This is a genomic window from Mesorhizobium sp. M8A.F.Ca.ET.218.01.1.1 (assembly GCF_004791165.1).
In the GTDB taxonomy this organism is placed as follows: domain Bacteria; phylum Pseudomonadota; class Alphaproteobacteria; order Rhizobiales; family Rhizobiaceae; genus Mesorhizobium.
Window position 1 is genome coordinate 149,624 of the sequence record NZ_SRUZ01000005.1, and the last position, 15,676, is coordinate 165,299.

Below are 15,676 nucleotides of genomic sequence, written 5' to 3' on the forward strand. Positions count from 1 at the left end.
CGGTCAGCTCCGCAATGTCTTGCCGGTGTCGACGGCAAACAGATGCGCCTGCGACAGGTCGAGGCTCATCGTCACCCGCTCGCCAGACTTCAGCGGGCGCGGGTTCAACATGCGCGAGACCCAGTCGCTGCCGTTGAACTCGACGAACACCAGCGTCTCATTGCCGAGCGGTTCGGTGACGGTGATCGGCAGCTCTATCTGGTGCACGTCAGCGGCACCACCGGAGCTGATGCCATGGCCGGTCGGATAGATGTCGTCGGGCCGCAGCCCGAACACGACCTTGTTGCCGGTGGCGACATTGACCTTGAACTGGGCGGGCAAAGGCAGCTTCTCGCCGCTGGCGAAAACCAGCTTGCCATCATCGATCGTCGCCTCGTGCAGGTTCATCGGCGGGGAACCGATGAAGCCGGCAACGAAACGCGTCGCCGGCCGGCGGAACACTTCGTCGGGCGTGCCGACCTGTTCGATGTAGCCGTCGCGCATGATGACGATGCGGTCGGCAAGCGTCATCGCCTCGACCTGGTCGTGGGTGACGTAGATCACCGTCGATTGCACCTTGGCGTGCAGCTTCTTGATCTCGGTGCGCATCTGCGTCCTGAGCTTGGCGTCCAGATTGGAGAGCGGCTCGTCGAACAGGAAGACATCGGGATCGCGCACGATGGCGCGACCCATGGCGACGCGCTGACGCTGCCCCCCGGAAAGCTGCGACGGGCGCCGGTCGAGCAGCGCATCGAGGCCGAGGATGGCCGAGGCCTCGGCAACGCGGCGGTCCATGTCGTCCTTGGCGGCCCCGGCGATCTTGAGTGAAAAGCCTAGATTCTCGCGCACCGTCATATGCGGGTAGAGCGCGTAGGACTGGAACACCATGGAGATGTTGCGCGAGCGCGGCGGCAAATCGTTGACGACGCGCCCGCCGATCTCGATCGAGCCGGCGCTGATCTCCTCCAGCCCGGCGATCATGCGCAGCGTCGTCGACTTGCCGCAGCCGGACGGGCCGACCAGCGCGATGAATTCGCGGTCGGTAATATCGAGATCGATGCCATGCACGATCCCGATATTGCCGTAGCGCTTGGTCAGTTTTTTGAGGGAAACCGTTGCCATGGGGTCAGCCTTTCACCGCGCCGGAGGTCAGGCCGCCGACAAGGTGTTTCTGGACAATGTAAGTGAGGGTGAGCGCCGGAATGATCATCACCACGGCGAGCGCGCACATGCCACGCCAGTCGATGGTGAACTCGGCCGTGTAGTCGAGCAGGCCGACCGGCAGCGTCTTGGCGCTGACCGAGCGGGTCAGTTGCGAGGCCAATGCGAACTCGTTCCAGCAGGTCAGGAAGGCAAAGATTGCCGCCGACGCAATGCCCGGGCCGGCAAGCGGAAACTCGACTTGCCAGAAGGCCTGCCAGCGCGTGCAGCCGTCGATTTGCGCCGCTTCCGCAAGGTCCTTCGGCACCTGGCGGAAGAAGCCGTCGATCAGCCAGATGGTGAAAGGCACGTTGAGCGCGACATAGGCGAGGATCAGGCCGAAATGCGTGTCGATGATGCCGAGCCGCACATAGAGGAAGAACAGCGGCAGCGACAGCGCGATGCCCGGCACCGTGCGCGTCAGCATCAGTCCGAGGAAAACGCCGGATTTGCCGCGGAAGCGGTAACGCGCGAAGGCATAGCCGCCGGCCATGCCGATGGCGACCGCGATCACCGTCGAGGTCACGGAGATGATCAGCGAGTTGCGGAAATATTCGATGACCGGGATGCCGCCCTTGCCGATGCCTGAGAACATCGCGACATAGGCGTCGAACGAGATATCCTGCGGGATCCACACCGGCGGCTTGGCCATGATCTCGACCGTCGGCCGCAGCGACGACAGCACGATCCAGAGGCCGGGCAGGCAGATGGTCAGCATCGCCAGGAACAGGCCGACGCGATAGACGATACCAAAGAGCCGGCGCTTCAGGCGGGCGGAAGAATTCTCGTCCATTTTCACCACTCCGCCCTTCACCACTCAGCGCCGATCTGCGTGCGCGCCGCGGCGAGCTTATTGAAGAAATAGACGGTGAAGGCGATCGACAGCAGGATCGAGAAATAGGCCATGGCGTTGGCCATGCCCATGCGTCCGTCGCTGTAGGCGGTGCGGGCCACCAAAGTCCACAACAGCTCGGTGCGCCCCGCCGGCCCGCCATCGGTCATGATCTTGACGATGTCATAGGCGCGCGCGACGTCGAGCGAGCGGATGGTCATGGCGATGTAGGCGAATGGCATGACGAAAGGCCACGTCACATAGCGGAATGTCTGCCACGGCGTGCAGCCATCGACGCGCGCCGCCTCGATCGGCTCCTTGGGCATGGCGAGCAGCCCGGCGAGGATCAGGATGGCGAAGATCGCCGTCGAGGACCAGATCTCGGCAATCGAGATGGCGATGAAGGCGAGATGGCCCTCGATCAGCCAGGGGATGGCATCCCTGGTGATGCCAAGCGACTGCAGGGCGTTGTTCACCAGGCCGATATTGTCGTTGAACATGAACTTGAACTGGAAGCCGACGAGGATCGGCGAGAACATCATCGGAAACATCATCAGAGTGCGCAGTATGCGCTGCCCGCGCGTCGCCTTCTCGACCAGCATCGCCAGGCCGAGGCCAAGCAGCATTTCGAGATTGAGCGCGATCGTCAGCAGCAGAACCGTGCGCCCGAACGCCCACCAGAAATCGGTGTTGCCTAGGATCGAAAGATAGTTGCGGAAACCGACGAAGACGAAAAACGTCTCGGGCTTGGTCAGCCGGAACGGCGTGAAGCTGGAATAGAGCGAGAGCAGCAACGGCACCACGACGACCGCCGCCAGCACGATGATAGCCGGAAGCAGCAGCAGGAATGGCGCGGATGGCTTGAAGCCCTTCATCGGGGTCCTTTGGTGTCTGGCATGCAATGTTGGGCCGAGGCCCGACCCGGTGAACAGTACCGGCAAGACGCGATCGCCTCCCCCATTCACGATGGGAGAGGCGGCCTTTGGAGCATTGGTTAGAGTTTGCCGGCGTCCTGCAGGATCTGCGTCGCCTTGGCGGCGGCTTCATCCAGTGCCTGCTTGGAGGTCTTGTCGCCGAGGATCGCGGCCTGCAGCTCGGGATAGACGGCGTTCGAAATCTCGATCCACTCGGGCGTCTGCGGCACGGCAAAGGCGTGCTTGGCTTCTTCCTGGAAAGCCGACAGAACCTCCTTCTTGTAGGGATCGTTGGCCGCCTGCTGCAGGTCCCAGTCCCAGACCGCGCTGCGGGTCGGCAGCGGGCCGGCGGCGGCCTCGAACTTCTGGCTGTCCTCGTTGGTCAGCCACCACACCAGCGATGCGGCAGCCTCCTTGTTCGGGCAGTTCTCGGTCACCGAGAATCCATGGAAGCCCGACCAGCCGGTGCGTACTCCGGCGGAGCCTTTCGGCGCGACCTTGACGCCGACATTGCCGGCGACCTTCGACGACTTCGGATCGTTGAAGAAGCCTGCCCAGCCCGGCCAGTCCAAATTGATGGCGACGGTGCCGGAGGCAAAGCCCTGGCCGAGATCGTCCCAGAGATAGTTGGTGGTGCCGGCCGGAACGGCCTTGGCCTTGTAGAGGTTGACGAACCAGTCGAGTGCCCGGATGCCAGCCTCGGAATTGAAGACGGGCTTGCCGTCCTTGTCGAGATATTCGCCGCCCTCGGCGACAACCATCTCGTAGAAGCGGCCGTTGATCGCCTCTTCCTTGCCGGCGAATTGCGTGCCGTAGAAATTGGGCGGATTGGCGAAGAAGTCGGCCTGGTCGGTGACTTCCTTCCAGGTGTCCGGCGGCACCAGGTCATAGCCGTATTTCGCCTTGAACTTGGTCTTGTTGTCGGCGTTCTCGTACAGGCTCTTCTGGTAGTAGAGGGCCGAAACGTCGAACTGCGCGCGCGGCAGCATCTCCAGCTTGCCGTCGATGGTTGCCGCCTTGATGGTCGAGGGTACGAAGGCGTCGATCTCCGACTTCGGCAGCAGTTTGCTGAGGTCGGTGTAGAGGCCCGTATATTGCGGCGCGAACGAGGAATGGTTCCAGCCGACGCACCAATTGGTGCTGCCCGAGGCGATGTCGGACTTCAATTCCTTGTCGATGTCGAAGCCGTTCTTCTTGGTCAGGATGTTGACCTTGGCGCCCGTCGCCTTCTCCCATTCGGGTATGCGCTCGTAGAGCTTTTCATATTGCTGGCCGCCGATCAGCTTCACGTCGACGGTCACGCCCTCGAACTTGCCGGGCAGGTCGCCGGCAAGGGCTGCGCCTGCGCCTGACGCAAGCACCAATGCGCCGGCGCACACGCCGGAAAGCAGTCTGTTCATCGATATCCTCCCTGGGTGCGCCTCGGTGGCGCCCGCAACTCGTCACGTGACAAAAGATGCTACATTCATATACAAACAAAACATTCATACGTACGTCAAGGCGAAATTTGTTTCCGCCGGCTGCGTTCCTGCGTATATGAAGAGCTGAATTCACTGGAGGGATGAGCCATGGACGACAGCGAAGACGAGCGCTACCGCGCGCCGGCGCTCGACAAGGGGCTCGACATCCTCGAACTGCTGGCCGGCGTCGACGGAGGCCTGACCCAGGCCGAAATCGCCAAGAAGCTCGACCGCAGCCCCAATGAATTCTACCGCATGCTGGACCGGCTGGTGCGGCGCGGCTACGTCACGCGGCTCGATGGCGACCGCTATTCGCTGACACTGAAGCTGTTTGGCCTGGCCCAGTTGCACGCGCCGGTGCGGCGGTTGGTTTCCTATGCGACGCCGCTGATGCGCGAGCTTGCCGAGACCTCGCAACAGGCCAACCAACTCGTTGTTTTTGATCGCGGTTCCGCCGTGGTGATCGGCCAGCAGGAAGCGCCGAATTACTGGGGCATCTCGATCCGCGTCGGTTCCCACATCAGCCTGTTCGACACCGGTTCAGGCCACGTCCTGCTCGCCTTCCGTTCGCCGGAAGAGCGCCAGATGATGATTTCCGAGCACGTCCGCAGCACTGACAAGACGGCGCAGCCGGCCGAGTTCTTCGCCCGTCTCGACCAGATCCGCGACCGCGGCTACGAGATGATGGCTTCCATGCAGACGGCAGGCGTCTTCAACCTCTCGGCCCCGGTGCGCGGTTCCGACGGCAAGGCCATCGCGGCGCTATCCATCCCCTACATCACGGTGGTCAATGCGCCGTCCGCGCCCGATATCACACGGACCATCGAGCTGTTGCTGGCAACCTGCGAAAAGCTGTCGCATCTGGCCGGGTCGGCTGTCGGCTCAGCGGCGTGAATTCTTATTTGAATGAAGAATTCCTCCGTGAGATGATCTGAAAAAAGCTATCGGAGGAGCCTCGCCATGATCATCGACACCCATCTGCATCTCATCGATCGCTCGGCCCTGCGCTATCCCTGGCTTGCCGGCGTGCCGGCGCTGAACCGCGATTTCTCCTATGAGGAATATGCGGTGGAGGCCCAGCGTGTCGGTGTCGGGCGCGTGCTGCATATGGAGGTCGATGTCGATCCGGCCGACATAGAGGCGGAAACCGCCCGTGTCGAAGGCCTGTCGCGGCAGTCCGGCAGCATGTTGGCCGGGGTGATCGCATCCTGCCGACCGGAAGAGGGTGACTTTCCTGCCTATCTCGAACGCCAGCGTGCGAACCCCTTCGTCAAGGGTTTCCGCCGCGTCCTTCACGTCGTGCCGGATGAGCTTTCGGAAGGGGCATTGTTCCGCGACAACATCAAGCGGCTTGGCGGCACCGGCCTGACCTTCGACCTCGTCGTGCTGCCGCACCAGATCCCCAGGGCGATCGCGCTCGCCGATCTGGCTCCCGATGTCCAGTTCGTGCTCGATCATTGCGGCGTCCCCGACATCAAGGGCAACGCCGAGCATCCCTGGCGCGAACATATGAGCGAGATCGCGCGGCGTCCGAACGTCATGGCCAAGGTTTCAGGCGTGGTCGCCTATGCCGATCCCGGCAGTTGGACCGTTGAGACGCTGCGGCCTTATGTCGAACACACGATCGGTGCGTTTGGCTGGGACCGTGTCGTCTGGGGCAGCGACTGGCCGGTCTGCACGCTTGGCGGGGGTCTGTCGACCTGGGTGGCGGCGACCCATGCGCTGCTTTCGGGCTGCGGCATTTCGGAGCGCGACGGGCTGCTGTCGGGCAATGCCCGCAGGCTATGGCGGTTGAAGTAACGATGCAGTTCAGGTCCCTCAGGTGGGCGCCTGGGTACTGGCCCGGAACAGGCTGATGAGATCGGCGACGACCTGGCCGGCCGGATGGCCGGAGGTCAGCCCGGAATTGATGCGGTCGGACGCCGCCTGCTGGAACGCCATGTAGCCGTCATGGCGCGGCCGCACCCAGGCGCCCTCCAGCGTTGCGCGCGTGTCCCGATAGAAGCTGCCGGTCGCTTCATTGACAGCCTGGTCCTCCCAGGCAGCCGCGTGGCCCGGCTGGCCGCCGGCGGCGGCATAGATGCCGCGCTGGACATCGCAGCTGGCGACCCAATAGGCGAAATCGATCGCCGCCTCTTTAGCCTCAGAGAAATCTGAAACGGCTATGCCCGTGCCGCCGAGTGCCGAGCCGATCGGACCATCGGAACCAATGACCGGGATGTCGGCAAAGGCCAGCCTGTTCGCGCGAAAACCCGACGCCGCATAAGAGACATAGCCGTAGATCAGCGGTGCGCAGACAATGCGGGAGCCGGCCTCCGCCATGCGCTCCGAAACGGCGATCGGGTCCATGTCGAAACAGGCCGGGTCGAGCAGCGCCGCGATCTCGCGCATCCTCTCGAAGACTTCGCTGCCTGTCTCGATAGCGATGAGATCGTGGGACGGGTCGGTCCCGCAAGGACGTCCGAGGTTGCCGGCCAGCGTGTAGAAGGTCATCAGGCAATGCGGTGGCCGCAGCGGCAGCAGCACACGGCCCTGGCGGGCGAGATCGAACACCTCGCCCCACGTCGCTGCCGGCGCATCGAGCGCATCCGGCCGCCAGGCCTGCACCTGCGCCGCCGCGTCGATCGGAAACGCCCATTGCCGGCCTTGCCAGCTGTAGCTCGGATAGGACTGGCCGACGCTGCCGGAGGCGAGCGCCGCGCGCTCGGCCTCGCGGCCGGCGACATCGAGCGGTTCAAGGCAGCGCTCCGCCGTGATCTGGCCGACATGCGGATGGTCGATGACGATCAAATCATAGGCCCGCGCCAATTCCTCGACCGGGAAAGATTCGAAATCCTGCAGCGAGCGCTTGTCCCATTCGACGGCAACGCCGGTTTTCTGCTCCCACCGGGATGAACACGCGACCATCGGATCGTAGCCGCGCGGGTGGCTCCAGGTCATGCCCTTGAGTTTATGCACGCTCACAGATCGAACTCCGCGCGGATTTTCGCACTGTGTTCGCCGATGCGCGGCGCCGCGCGGTCGACCTTGGCTCTGATCCCATCGACCCTGAGCGGCGAACTGGTGGTGAGGATGGAAACATCATCCTCGCGCGTCACCGTCTGCAGCATGTCGAGCGACTGGAAGCCTTCGCTTGCCAGCATCTCGGGCCAGGTCAGCACCTTGGCGCACCAGATGTCGGCTGGTTCGAGGATATCAAGCCATTCGTCGATGGTCTTGGTGGCAATTCTCCGCGCGATGATTGCCTTGATGTCGTCGCGCGCGGTGAACCACGATGCCGGTCTGTCGCGATAGGGGGCCAGTTCTCCGAGCGACAAAAGGTCGGCCAGCTTGGGGATCGGCGTCATGGCGATGGCGAGGTAGCCATCCTTGGCCGGATAGACGCCGTAAGGCGCCGACAGATAGGCATGCGCGCTGCGGAAACTTGAGCGTCTGGGCAGGCGGCGGCCGTCATTGAGATGCGTGGTCAGCACCTCGAACTGGAAGTCGACCAGCGCTTCCAACAAGCTGGTTTCGATATGGCTTCCCTGGCCGGTGATGCCGCGCCGAACCAACGCGGCCAATATGCCTTGCGCGCAGGCCGCGCCCGCCAGCATGTCGCCGATGGCGAGGCCGAACGGCACCGGCCCCTGGTCCTCGTCGCCGTTCAGCCACATCACGCCGGAGCGCGACTGCGCCAGCAGGTCCTGGCCGGGCCGCTTGACCCAGGGACCTTCCTCGCCATAGCCGCTGATCGAGGCATAGACCAGGCGCGGATTGATCTGGCGGACGGCCTCGTAGTCGAGGCCGAGCCGTTCGATGACACCCGGCCGGAAATTCTGAATCAGCACATCGGCCTTGGCCAGCAGCCCGCGCAATGCCTTGAGGTCCGCCTCGTTCTTCAAATCGATGGCCAGGCTTTCCTTGGCCCGGTTGATGGCATGGAAGATGGTGGAATCGCCGCCGATCTCGGTGTCGCTGAGATAGAGCCGGCGCGACAGGTCGCCCCCGTCAGGACGTTCGATCTTGATGACGCGGGCGCCGAGATCGAGCAGCCTGAGCGAGCAGTACGGCCCGGACAGGAACTGGCTCATGTCGACGACGACGAGGCCGGCAAGCGGCAATTCGGCTGCTGCCGGCATCTTCATTTCTCCGTCTTGCCGACGAAATCGGCAGGGTTGCGGTATTTCACCGTCTGCAAATGCTCGCAATACAAAACGAGTTCGCCTTCACCCTTGAAGACCTCGTAGCTGGCGCGGATCAGCCCCATCTCCTTGTAGCGGGGCTTTTTGTCGAGGTTGGAGCGGATCGAATAAATCGTGTCACCAATGAAGACGGGCTTTATGAAGCGCAGCTTGTCGTAGCCATAGGAGAAGGCGTTGACACAGTTGGTGGCGACCAGCCCGAGGCCCGCCGAGAAGACGAACGCGCCGGCAATCAGCCGTTTGCCGAAAATGCCCTCGCTCTCGGCAAACATCTGGTCCTGCACATAGGGGTGGATGTCGAGGACCAGTGTGTTGAAGAGGTGGCTGTCGCCCTCGGCCATGGTGCGGCGCAACGAGCGGATTTTCTGGCCGACCGGCCAGTCCTCGTAGAACCAGTTCTCGGCGTTCCACACCGGCAGGGCGGCATGATCGGCAGGCATGTTCGCAGGGTGCGTCGAGGCAACGCCGACGGTTGGCGCGAAATCGTTCATGGCGCAATCCACCGATCTCGCGAGAACGCCCGGTCTATCATTCGAGCACGCATCAAGGCGCCTGACTGCACGACGTCTCCTCCCGTCAATCTTCTTTTGTAAATACTATTTTCACATATGGGGTTGCGTTGCAAGCGAGGACAGGCGAAATTTTGACCGGTTTTGGCGCGCGGCAGCGCGGGCAGGCAGGAGGAAATCATGCGCGGTGTCTGGAATGCCTGTCTGGTGTTTGTCGGCAGTCTGAACCGCGAGGCGCCGTATTTTCAGGGCGCCCGCGGTGTTGGTCTTGGTGTTTACAGTTTTGATGAAAGGACGCTGGCTGTTCAAAAGCTGGCTGAGACCAACGACATCGACAACCCGAGCTTCCTGTCCGTCACCCCCGATGGTTCGCGCCTCTATGCCAACTCGGAAGTGTCTACCTGGCGGGAGGGAACTGTCTCCGCCTACAGCTTCGATCGGGCCTCGAACAGGCTGAGCTATCTGAACAAGCAGCCCGCCCTTGGCAGCATCACCGCCCACAACAGCATTACCCGTGACGGGACGAAACTCCTGGTTGCCAACTATGGCGCCGGGCAGGGTGGCCCGGATCGGGCGGTGGCGATCTATGCTTTTGACAAGGACGGTGCGCTGTCCGCGCCGCTGGCCAGCGTGTCGCACAAGGGCACCGGAACGAATGCGGCGCGGCAGGAGCGGTCGCATGCGCACAGCGTCAACGAAACCATTGCCGGTGGAACGGCAATCGTCGCCGACCTCGGCATCGACCGGCTGGTCTCCTACCGGATCGGTCAGGACGGGGGTCTGGTGAAGCTCGCCGAATCCGCACTGCCAGCGGGTGCCGGTCCGCGTCACATCGCCCTGCACCCGAACGGCCGCTTCGTCTTTGTCATGAACGAGTTGGATTCGACGATTGTCTCGATGGCACTCGACAATGCGACCGGCAGGTTGTCGATCATCGACATCAAGCCGGCGGTGCCGGACGAGGCGCGTGAGACCAACCACTGCGCCGATATCCAGATCTCGCCGGATGGCCGTTTTGTCTATGGCGGCAACCGCGGCCACGACAGCATCGTCATCATGGCGGTCGATCAGGAGACCGGCGGCTTGCGCCTTGTCGGCTATGTTCCTTGCGGGGGTGCCACGCCGCGCAACCTTGCGCTGACACCGTCGGGCGGTCATCTGTTCTCGGCCAACCAGAACGCCGACCGCATCTCGATCTTTGCCCGCGATGCCAGCACCGGCATGCTGACCGAAACCGGACGCGCCATCGAGATCGGCACGCCGATGTGCGTCAAGATCGTGGGTTGATCGCCAGCAGGCTCGCCGGACTCAAGCCTCTTGTATTGCCGAGAGCTTCCAGGTCGAGCCATTCTGGCGCGTGAACGTCCACAACTCTGTCGCCTCTGTCGGATGATCCTCGTCACCGTCGACGACCTTGCCGCTCGCCCGTTCGCGCGTCACGTCGCGAGACTCGTAGCGCAATGCGGCCGTGGCGTAGTCGCGGTCATCCTCGCGCCAGCTTTCCGCGATGTCGGCCTGCAGCAGGGTGACATCGGACACTTCGTTTCTGAGACCTTTCTGGGCATTGTCGGCCAGTTCTTCCGACAGATAGGACACCATCTCGGGCGTCACCGACCGGCGCAATGCGGCATGGTCTTCGCGGCCGAATGCTTCCTGGACCTCGGTCAACAACTGCTGGAAGGCGTCGAGGTCCGTCTGGGCCAGCGTGATCTCCTCGGATCCGGTGGCCTCATGGCCTCCGCCCGAACCGCCGCCAAAGCCGGGAATCGTGAAGGAACCCCCGGTTCCGGTCTCCTTCTGTGCCGTTGCGCGGTTCTCGAACCGCGAAGCCTGGGCATTGCCCATGCCGGCGAGCGCGGGCGCGGGACCACGCGCAGATTGCGACCGGAAGAACCGGATGGCCAGCATGATGGCGCCACCGATGAGCAGGGCCTGGAGCAGGAATCCGAACATGCCGGCGAGGCCGCCGAAGCCCTGGCCCACGAGCAGTCCGATCAGGCCGCCGAGCAGCAGGCCGCGCATCATCGTTCCGCCGAAGCCGCTCATGAAGCCGGGCCTCTGCGGGCCGGCCTGCGGCTGCCGGGCAGCATTGTTGACCCCGGTGTTGGGTGTCATCGAACGCTCGACCGGCGCGGTCGGCGCCGGCGCGGTCCTGGTCGGCGGTGCCGACTGGAAGGTGCGCGTGCCGCGACTGCCGAAGCTGCCGCCGCGCCGCGCCTCGGCATGATCGATCGCGACCATGGAGAAGGCGAGGAACAGTCCAGCGAAGAGGGCGGCAAATCGGCTTGTGCGGGAAGTCATCGGGGTGACCTTTATCGATGTGGTTTCGGAAATTTCAGCAAAACGTCGGCCGGGTGGCGGGCGTCATGCGATCAGTCGAACAACTCTTCGAAGAACGACTTCTTCCGCTTCGGATAGCGTTGGCCATGCGAGCGGGAATAGTCGTCATCGCGGTCCCGGCCATGGTGCGGCTGGGAGAATGCTGCCGGCTGTGGTTGCGGCGCGGGCGGCGCATCCCTGCCGGAGCGCTCGATGATCTTGTCGAGTTCGCCACGATCGAGCCAGACGCCGCGGCACTGCGGACAATAGTCGATCTCGATCCCCTGGCGTTCGCTCATTACGAGCGCGACGCGGCAGGAGGGGCAAACCATACCAAGCAGAGATGATGTCATCAGGGGCTCCGAACCAATGAAGGAATGAGCCCGCTCGACCGAAAAGAATGGAAAGGGGCCCGTTATAGCGGTCCGACATCACGGTCGCCGAAAAGCGACAGTCAGAGGGGCCCGGCCCGCATTCGGGATTTAGGAATGCGGGGCGGCGCCTTCAAGGGGTAATATTGCCGGTGAGAATGATTGCTGCTCAAACCGTCATGACGATCTTGCCGAACTGCTCGTTCGATTCGAGATAGGAATGCGCCTCGACGATCTGGTCGAAGGGAAACGTTCTGTCGATGATCGGCCTCAGCGTGCCGTCCTCAAGCCCTTGGAGGATGAACGCCTTGGCACCCTCCAACTTCTCCGGATTTCCGGTGATCTCGTGGACGAGATAACCGTGCAACGTCAGTGTCTTTCCTAGCACCGCAGGCAACGGGAACGGCGTCGGCTCGCGGCTGAGGCCACCGTATTCGATCAAAATGCCGCCCGGCGACATGGACGCGGTCAACGGCTCGAAGATCGGCCCGGCGATCGGATCGAACACGACGCGTACGCCTTGCGGCCCGGCGATCTGGCCCAGTCTTTCCGCCAGTTCCTCTTCCTCGAGCACCACCACATACGCTGCGCCGGCGTCGAGAAGTGCTTGCCTCTTCGCTGACGTCCGCGTCACCGCGATCGCTGTCGCACCAACCCTGTTGGCAATCTGGATCGCGGCGAGCCCGACGCTGCTGGAGGCGGCGGTAATGACGACGAAGTCTTGTCCACCCAGCTTGGCGATCTCGATCAACGCACCATAGGCGGTGAGGTACGGCATCCAGATCGCCGCTGCCGTCCCCCAGTCGAGGGACGGCGGGTGTTTGACGATGAGCCCGGCGGGAAAGGTGACAAGCTCGCCATAAGCCGGCCAGCGAACCATCGATTGCGGCGGGATGACACTGACGGCATCGCCGGGGCTCAGCCCGGTCACGCCTTCGCCAATTGTCTCGATGACGCCTGCCGCTTCCAGCCCAAGCCCGGAGGGAAGCACGGGTGTCTCGATATAGCTGCCCGCGCGCAGCAGCGCCTCGGCGCGGTTGAGGCCGAGTGCCTTGACGCGGATTTGAACCTCATCCTGGCCCGGCCGGGGAAGATCGACCTCCTCGATGCGCAGGACCTCGGGACCACCATGCTGGTGGAAGCGGACGATACGGGTCATTTTGCTCACTCCAAATTATCTGAACCGAATGAGCTATGAGGCGAAGCCCGTTGGCGATAAATGGCTGTTTGGATTGTGCAGTAGAAACCAGGAGTTTCGAAAATGGATAGGCTTGAAAGCATGGCCGTGTTCGTCAGGGCCGTTGATCTCGGCTCGTTCGCGGCGGCGGCCACCGTGCTCGATCTATCCGGACCGATGGTCGGCAAGCATGTCCGGTTTCTTGAAGACAGGCTTGGCGTGCGTCTCATCAACCGGACCACGCGCCGCCAGAGCCTGACCGATTTCGGCCGCGCCTATTATGAGCGGTGCCGGCTGGTGCTGGCCGAGGCCGAAGCCGCCGACGCGCTTGCTGCTGATCAGCTCTCGGAACCGCGGGGAAAATTGCGCGTCACCATGCCGGCGCATTTCGGCCGCCACTGCGTGACCCCTCTATTGCTGCAATTGGCGCGGCGGTATCCGATGCTGGAGCTCGACCTGTCGCTGAGCGACCGCTTCGCCGATCTCGCCGAGGATGGCTACGACCTCGCCATTCGGACCGGTGAACTGGACGACACGGCCGGCGTGATTGCGCGCCGCGTTGCACGCCAGGACATGGTCGTCTGTGCCGCGCCTTCCTATCTGGAAATTCATGGCGAACCACGGCGGATCGAGGACCTCGCCGGTCATCAGGCGATTGTCTACCGCCGGCTCGGCATGATCGCTCAGCCCTGGCTGTTTCCGCGCGAGGGACAAGCCGCGCTCGAACTCATGCCAAACGGCCGGCTGCGGCTCGACGATCTCGATGCCATCGCCGATGCCGCCGTCGGCGGCATGGGCCTCGCGTGGCTGCCTCATTGGCTGGTTCGCGAACGAATCCAGGCCGGCGCGCTGGTGGCACTATTGCCGGACCAGCCGCGCTATCCCTACGACTGTCATGCGCTCTGGCTGCAGACGCCGCATCTGCCGCTCAAGGTCCGGCTGGCCGTCGACGCATTGGCGGCCGGCTTGCCGAAAATGATGGCGTGATCGCCAGCAGACGACTAGCCCTCTTTGAGGCGTCGCGTTCCGGTGCCATATGAAGATGGCTGGCGGAATGCGCGCATCGCAGGAGAGACGGTTGATGACCAAGGGTTCGGATCTGTTCGTGGCTGCCCTCGAGAATGAAGGGGTCGATCGGATTTTCGGCATTCCGGGCGAAGAGAATCTCGACATCGTCGAGTCCATCCGCGGCTCGTCGATCCAGCTCATCCTGACCCGCCACGAGCAGGCGGCCGCTTTCATGGCCGCCACCTATGGCAGGCTCACCGGCAAGCCGGGTGTGTGCATCACCACGCTTGGCCCCGGCGCGCTCAACCTGACGACCGGTGCGGCCTATGCGCTGCTCGGCGCCATGCCGATGATCATGCTCACCGGCCAGAAGGGCATCCTGTCGTCGCGGCAGGCGCGCTTCCAGATCGTCGACATCGTCGCGGCGATGAAGCCGCTGACCAAGCTGTCGCGCCAGATCGTCTCGCCCAGGATGATCCCTTCGCTGGTGCGCGAAGCTTTCCGCGTCGCGCAGGAGGAGCGCCCCGGCCCCGTGCATCTGGAGCTGCCGGAAGACATCGCGGCGGCGCAGTGCGAGCCGGTCGCGCTGGTGCCGACACACCCGGTCGACCTCCCCATAGCCAGCGCGGACGCGCTCGATCGCGCCGCCCGCATGATCATCGAGGCCAAGCGTCCGCTGCTGATGTTCGGCGCGGCGGCGTCGCGCCCGCGCGTCACCCCTGACATCGCCCAATTCGTGCTGCGCACGCAGATCCCCTACTTCACCACTCAGATGGGCAAGGGCACCGTGCCCGGCGGCACCGAACTCTACATGGGAACGGCGGCACTCTCGGAACGCGACTATGTGCACGAAGCCATCGAGCAGGCCGATCTGATCATCACCATCGGCCACGACACGGTCGAGAAACCGCCCTTCATCATGGGCGCCAACGGACCGAAGGTCATCCATGTCGGCTACCACTCAGCCGACGTCGAGCAGGTCTATTTTCCGCAGGCCGAGATCGTCGGCGACCTCGGTCCGTCGCTGGCGCTGCTGGCGGACCGCGTCGAAGGCAAGATCCACAACGCGCAAGCTCTGCTGCCGCTGCGCGAAGGCATTCTGAGCCGCATCGCCGCGCGCGCCACCGAAGACCGCTTCACGCCACAGCGCATCGTGCACGACGTGCGCGCCGTGATGCCGGCCGAGGGGATCCTCGCGCTCGACAACGGCATGTACAAGATCTGGTTCGCGCGCAACTACCGCACGCGCATGGCAAACACGCTGCTGCTCGACAATGCGCTCGCCACCATGGGCGCTGGCCTGCCGTCGGCGATGATGGCGGCTTTGCTCTATCCCCAGCGCCGTGTCATGGCCATTTGCGGCGACGGCGGCTTCATGATGAACAGCCAGGAATTGGAGACCGCCGTCAGGCTCAAGCTCAACCTCGTCGTCCTGCTGCTCGAAGACCACGCCTATGGCATGATCCGCTGGAAGCAGGCGGTCGACGAATTCCCGGATTTCGGCATGACCTTCGGCAATCCCGACTTCGTCAAATACGCCGAAGCCTATGGCGCCAAGGGGACCAGGGTCGGCGCGATCGCCGACCTGCAACCGACGCTGGAACAGGCCTTCACCGGCGGCGGGGTGCACCTCGTCGTCGTGCCTATCGACTACTCCGAAAACACCAGGGTGCTTGTCAATGAATTGCGCGAGCGCCTGCCAGCGCCAAAGGCGAGCTGACGG

15 protein-coding genes are annotated in these 15,676 nt (G+C 63.5%); 5 read left to right on the forward strand and 10 right to left on the reverse strand.

Annotated elements, in window-relative coordinates; translation table 11 throughout:
- Positions 1-3: 3 nt before the first annotated feature.
- The 4 genes from ugpC to EN861_RS19450 form a co-directional block, all read right to left on the reverse strand.
- Positions 4-1,101, reverse strand: coding sequence for a sn-glycerol-3-phosphate ABC transporter ATP-binding protein UgpC (gene ugpC / locus EN861_RS19435; RefSeq protein WP_135865043.1), 1,098 nt, complete (start codon positions 1,099-1,101; stop codon positions 4-6).
- 4 nt (positions 1,102-1,105) lie between these two features.
- Positions 1,106-1,972: a carbohydrate ABC transporter permease gene (locus EN861_RS19440; RefSeq protein ID WP_127279176.1), complete on the reverse strand. Its 867-nt coding sequence runs from the start codon at positions 1,970-1,972 to the stop codon at positions 1,106-1,108.
- Positions 1,973-1,989: 17 nt separating this feature from the next.
- Positions 1,990-2,886, reverse strand: a complete 897-nt coding sequence (locus tag EN861_RS19445) for a sugar ABC transporter permease (RefSeq protein WP_127870525.1) — start codon at positions 2,884-2,886, stop codon at positions 1,990-1,992.
- Positions 2,887-3,005: 119 nt separating this feature from the next.
- Positions 3,006-4,325 carry a sugar ABC transporter substrate-binding protein gene (locus EN861_RS19450; RefSeq protein ID WP_135865045.1) on the reverse strand — a complete coding sequence of 440 codons (1,320 nt, stop codon included), beginning with the start codon at positions 4,323-4,325 and terminating at the stop codon, positions 3,006-3,008.
- Positions 4,326-4,493: 168 nt separating this feature from the next.
- On the opposite strand from EN861_RS19450, the gene EN861_RS19455 reads away from it, so the two are divergent.
- Both EN861_RS19455 and EN861_RS19460 read left to right on the forward strand, forming a co-directional pair.
- Complete coding sequence (locus EN861_RS19455; protein ID WP_127870527.1) at positions 4,494-5,279, forward strand: IclR family transcriptional regulator; 786 nt, start codon at positions 4,494-4,496, stop codon at positions 5,277-5,279.
- 66 nt (positions 5,280-5,345) lie between these two features.
- The gene (locus EN861_RS19460) at positions 5,346-6,185 is read left to right on the forward strand and encodes an amidohydrolase (protein ID WP_135865047.1); all 840 of its coding nucleotides are present in this window, start codon (positions 5,346-5,348) and stop codon (positions 6,183-6,185) included.
- Between the two features lie 18 nt (positions 6,186-6,203).
- Here the strand turns inward: EN861_RS19460 and EN861_RS19465 are convergent, their stop codons facing one another.
- From EN861_RS19465 to EN861_RS19475, 3 genes are read right to left on the reverse strand one after another with little or no spacing between them, the layout of a single operon-like run.
- The gene (locus EN861_RS19465) at positions 6,204-7,349 is read right to left on the reverse strand and encodes an extracellular solute-binding protein (RefSeq protein WP_127278597.1); all 1,146 of its coding nucleotides are present in this window, start codon (positions 7,347-7,349) and stop codon (positions 6,204-6,206) included.
- A complete protein-coding gene (locus tag EN861_RS19470; RefSeq protein ID WP_127278598.1) occupies positions 7,346-8,506 on the reverse strand; it encodes a CaiB/BaiF CoA-transferase family protein in 1,161 nt (386 codons plus the stop codon). Before EN861_RS19470 ends, EN861_RS19465 begins: the two co-directional genes overlap by 4 nt.
- 2 nt (positions 8,507-8,508) lie before the next feature.
- Positions 8,509-9,060 (reverse strand): MaoC family dehydratase, encoded by a 552-nt coding sequence (locus EN861_RS19475; protein WP_127278599.1) that lies wholly within the window; start codon positions 9,058-9,060, stop codon positions 8,509-8,511.
- A 198-nt stretch (positions 9,061-9,258) separates the two neighbouring features.
- On the opposite strand from EN861_RS19475, the gene EN861_RS19480 reads away from it, so the two are divergent.
- Positions 9,259-10,365 (forward strand): lactonase family protein, encoded by a 1,107-nt coding sequence (locus EN861_RS19480; protein ID WP_135865049.1) that lies wholly within the window; start codon positions 9,259-9,261, stop codon positions 10,363-10,365.
- 21 nt (positions 10,366-10,386) lie between these two features.
- Here the strand turns inward: EN861_RS19480 and EN861_RS19485 are convergent, their stop codons facing one another.
- The 3 genes from EN861_RS19485 to EN861_RS19495 all read right to left on the reverse strand — a co-directional run bounded on the left by EN861_RS19485 (position 10,387) and on the right by EN861_RS19495 (position 12,927).
- Entirely contained in the window at positions 10,387-11,379 is a 993-nt protein-coding gene (locus EN861_RS19485; protein ID WP_135865051.1) for a Tim44 domain-containing protein, read from the reverse strand.
- Positions 11,380-11,450: 71 nt separating this feature from the next.
- Positions 11,451-11,750, reverse strand: coding sequence for a zf-TFIIB domain-containing protein (locus EN861_RS19490; RefSeq protein ID WP_167531354.1), 300 nt, complete (start codon positions 11,748-11,750; stop codon positions 11,451-11,453).
- Between the two features lie 187 nt (positions 11,751-11,937).
- Positions 11,938-12,927, reverse strand: coding sequence for a zinc-dependent alcohol dehydrogenase family protein (locus EN861_RS19495; RefSeq protein WP_135865053.1), 990 nt, complete (start codon positions 12,925-12,927; stop codon positions 11,938-11,940).
- A 102-nt stretch (positions 12,928-13,029) separates the two neighbouring features.
- On the opposite strand from EN861_RS19495, the gene EN861_RS19500 reads away from it, so the two are divergent.
- The gene (locus EN861_RS19500; protein ID WP_135865055.1) at positions 13,030-13,932 is read left to right on the forward strand and encodes a LysR family transcriptional regulator; all 903 of its coding nucleotides are present in this window, start codon (positions 13,030-13,032) and stop codon (positions 13,930-13,932) included.
- A gap of 94 nt (positions 13,933-14,026) precedes the next feature.
- Positions 14,027-15,673: an acetolactate synthase large subunit gene (locus tag EN861_RS19505; protein WP_135865057.1), complete on the forward strand. Its 1,647-nt coding sequence runs from the start codon at positions 14,027-14,029 to the stop codon at positions 15,671-15,673.
- The last annotated feature ends 3 nt before the right edge of the window (positions 15,674-15,676 follow it).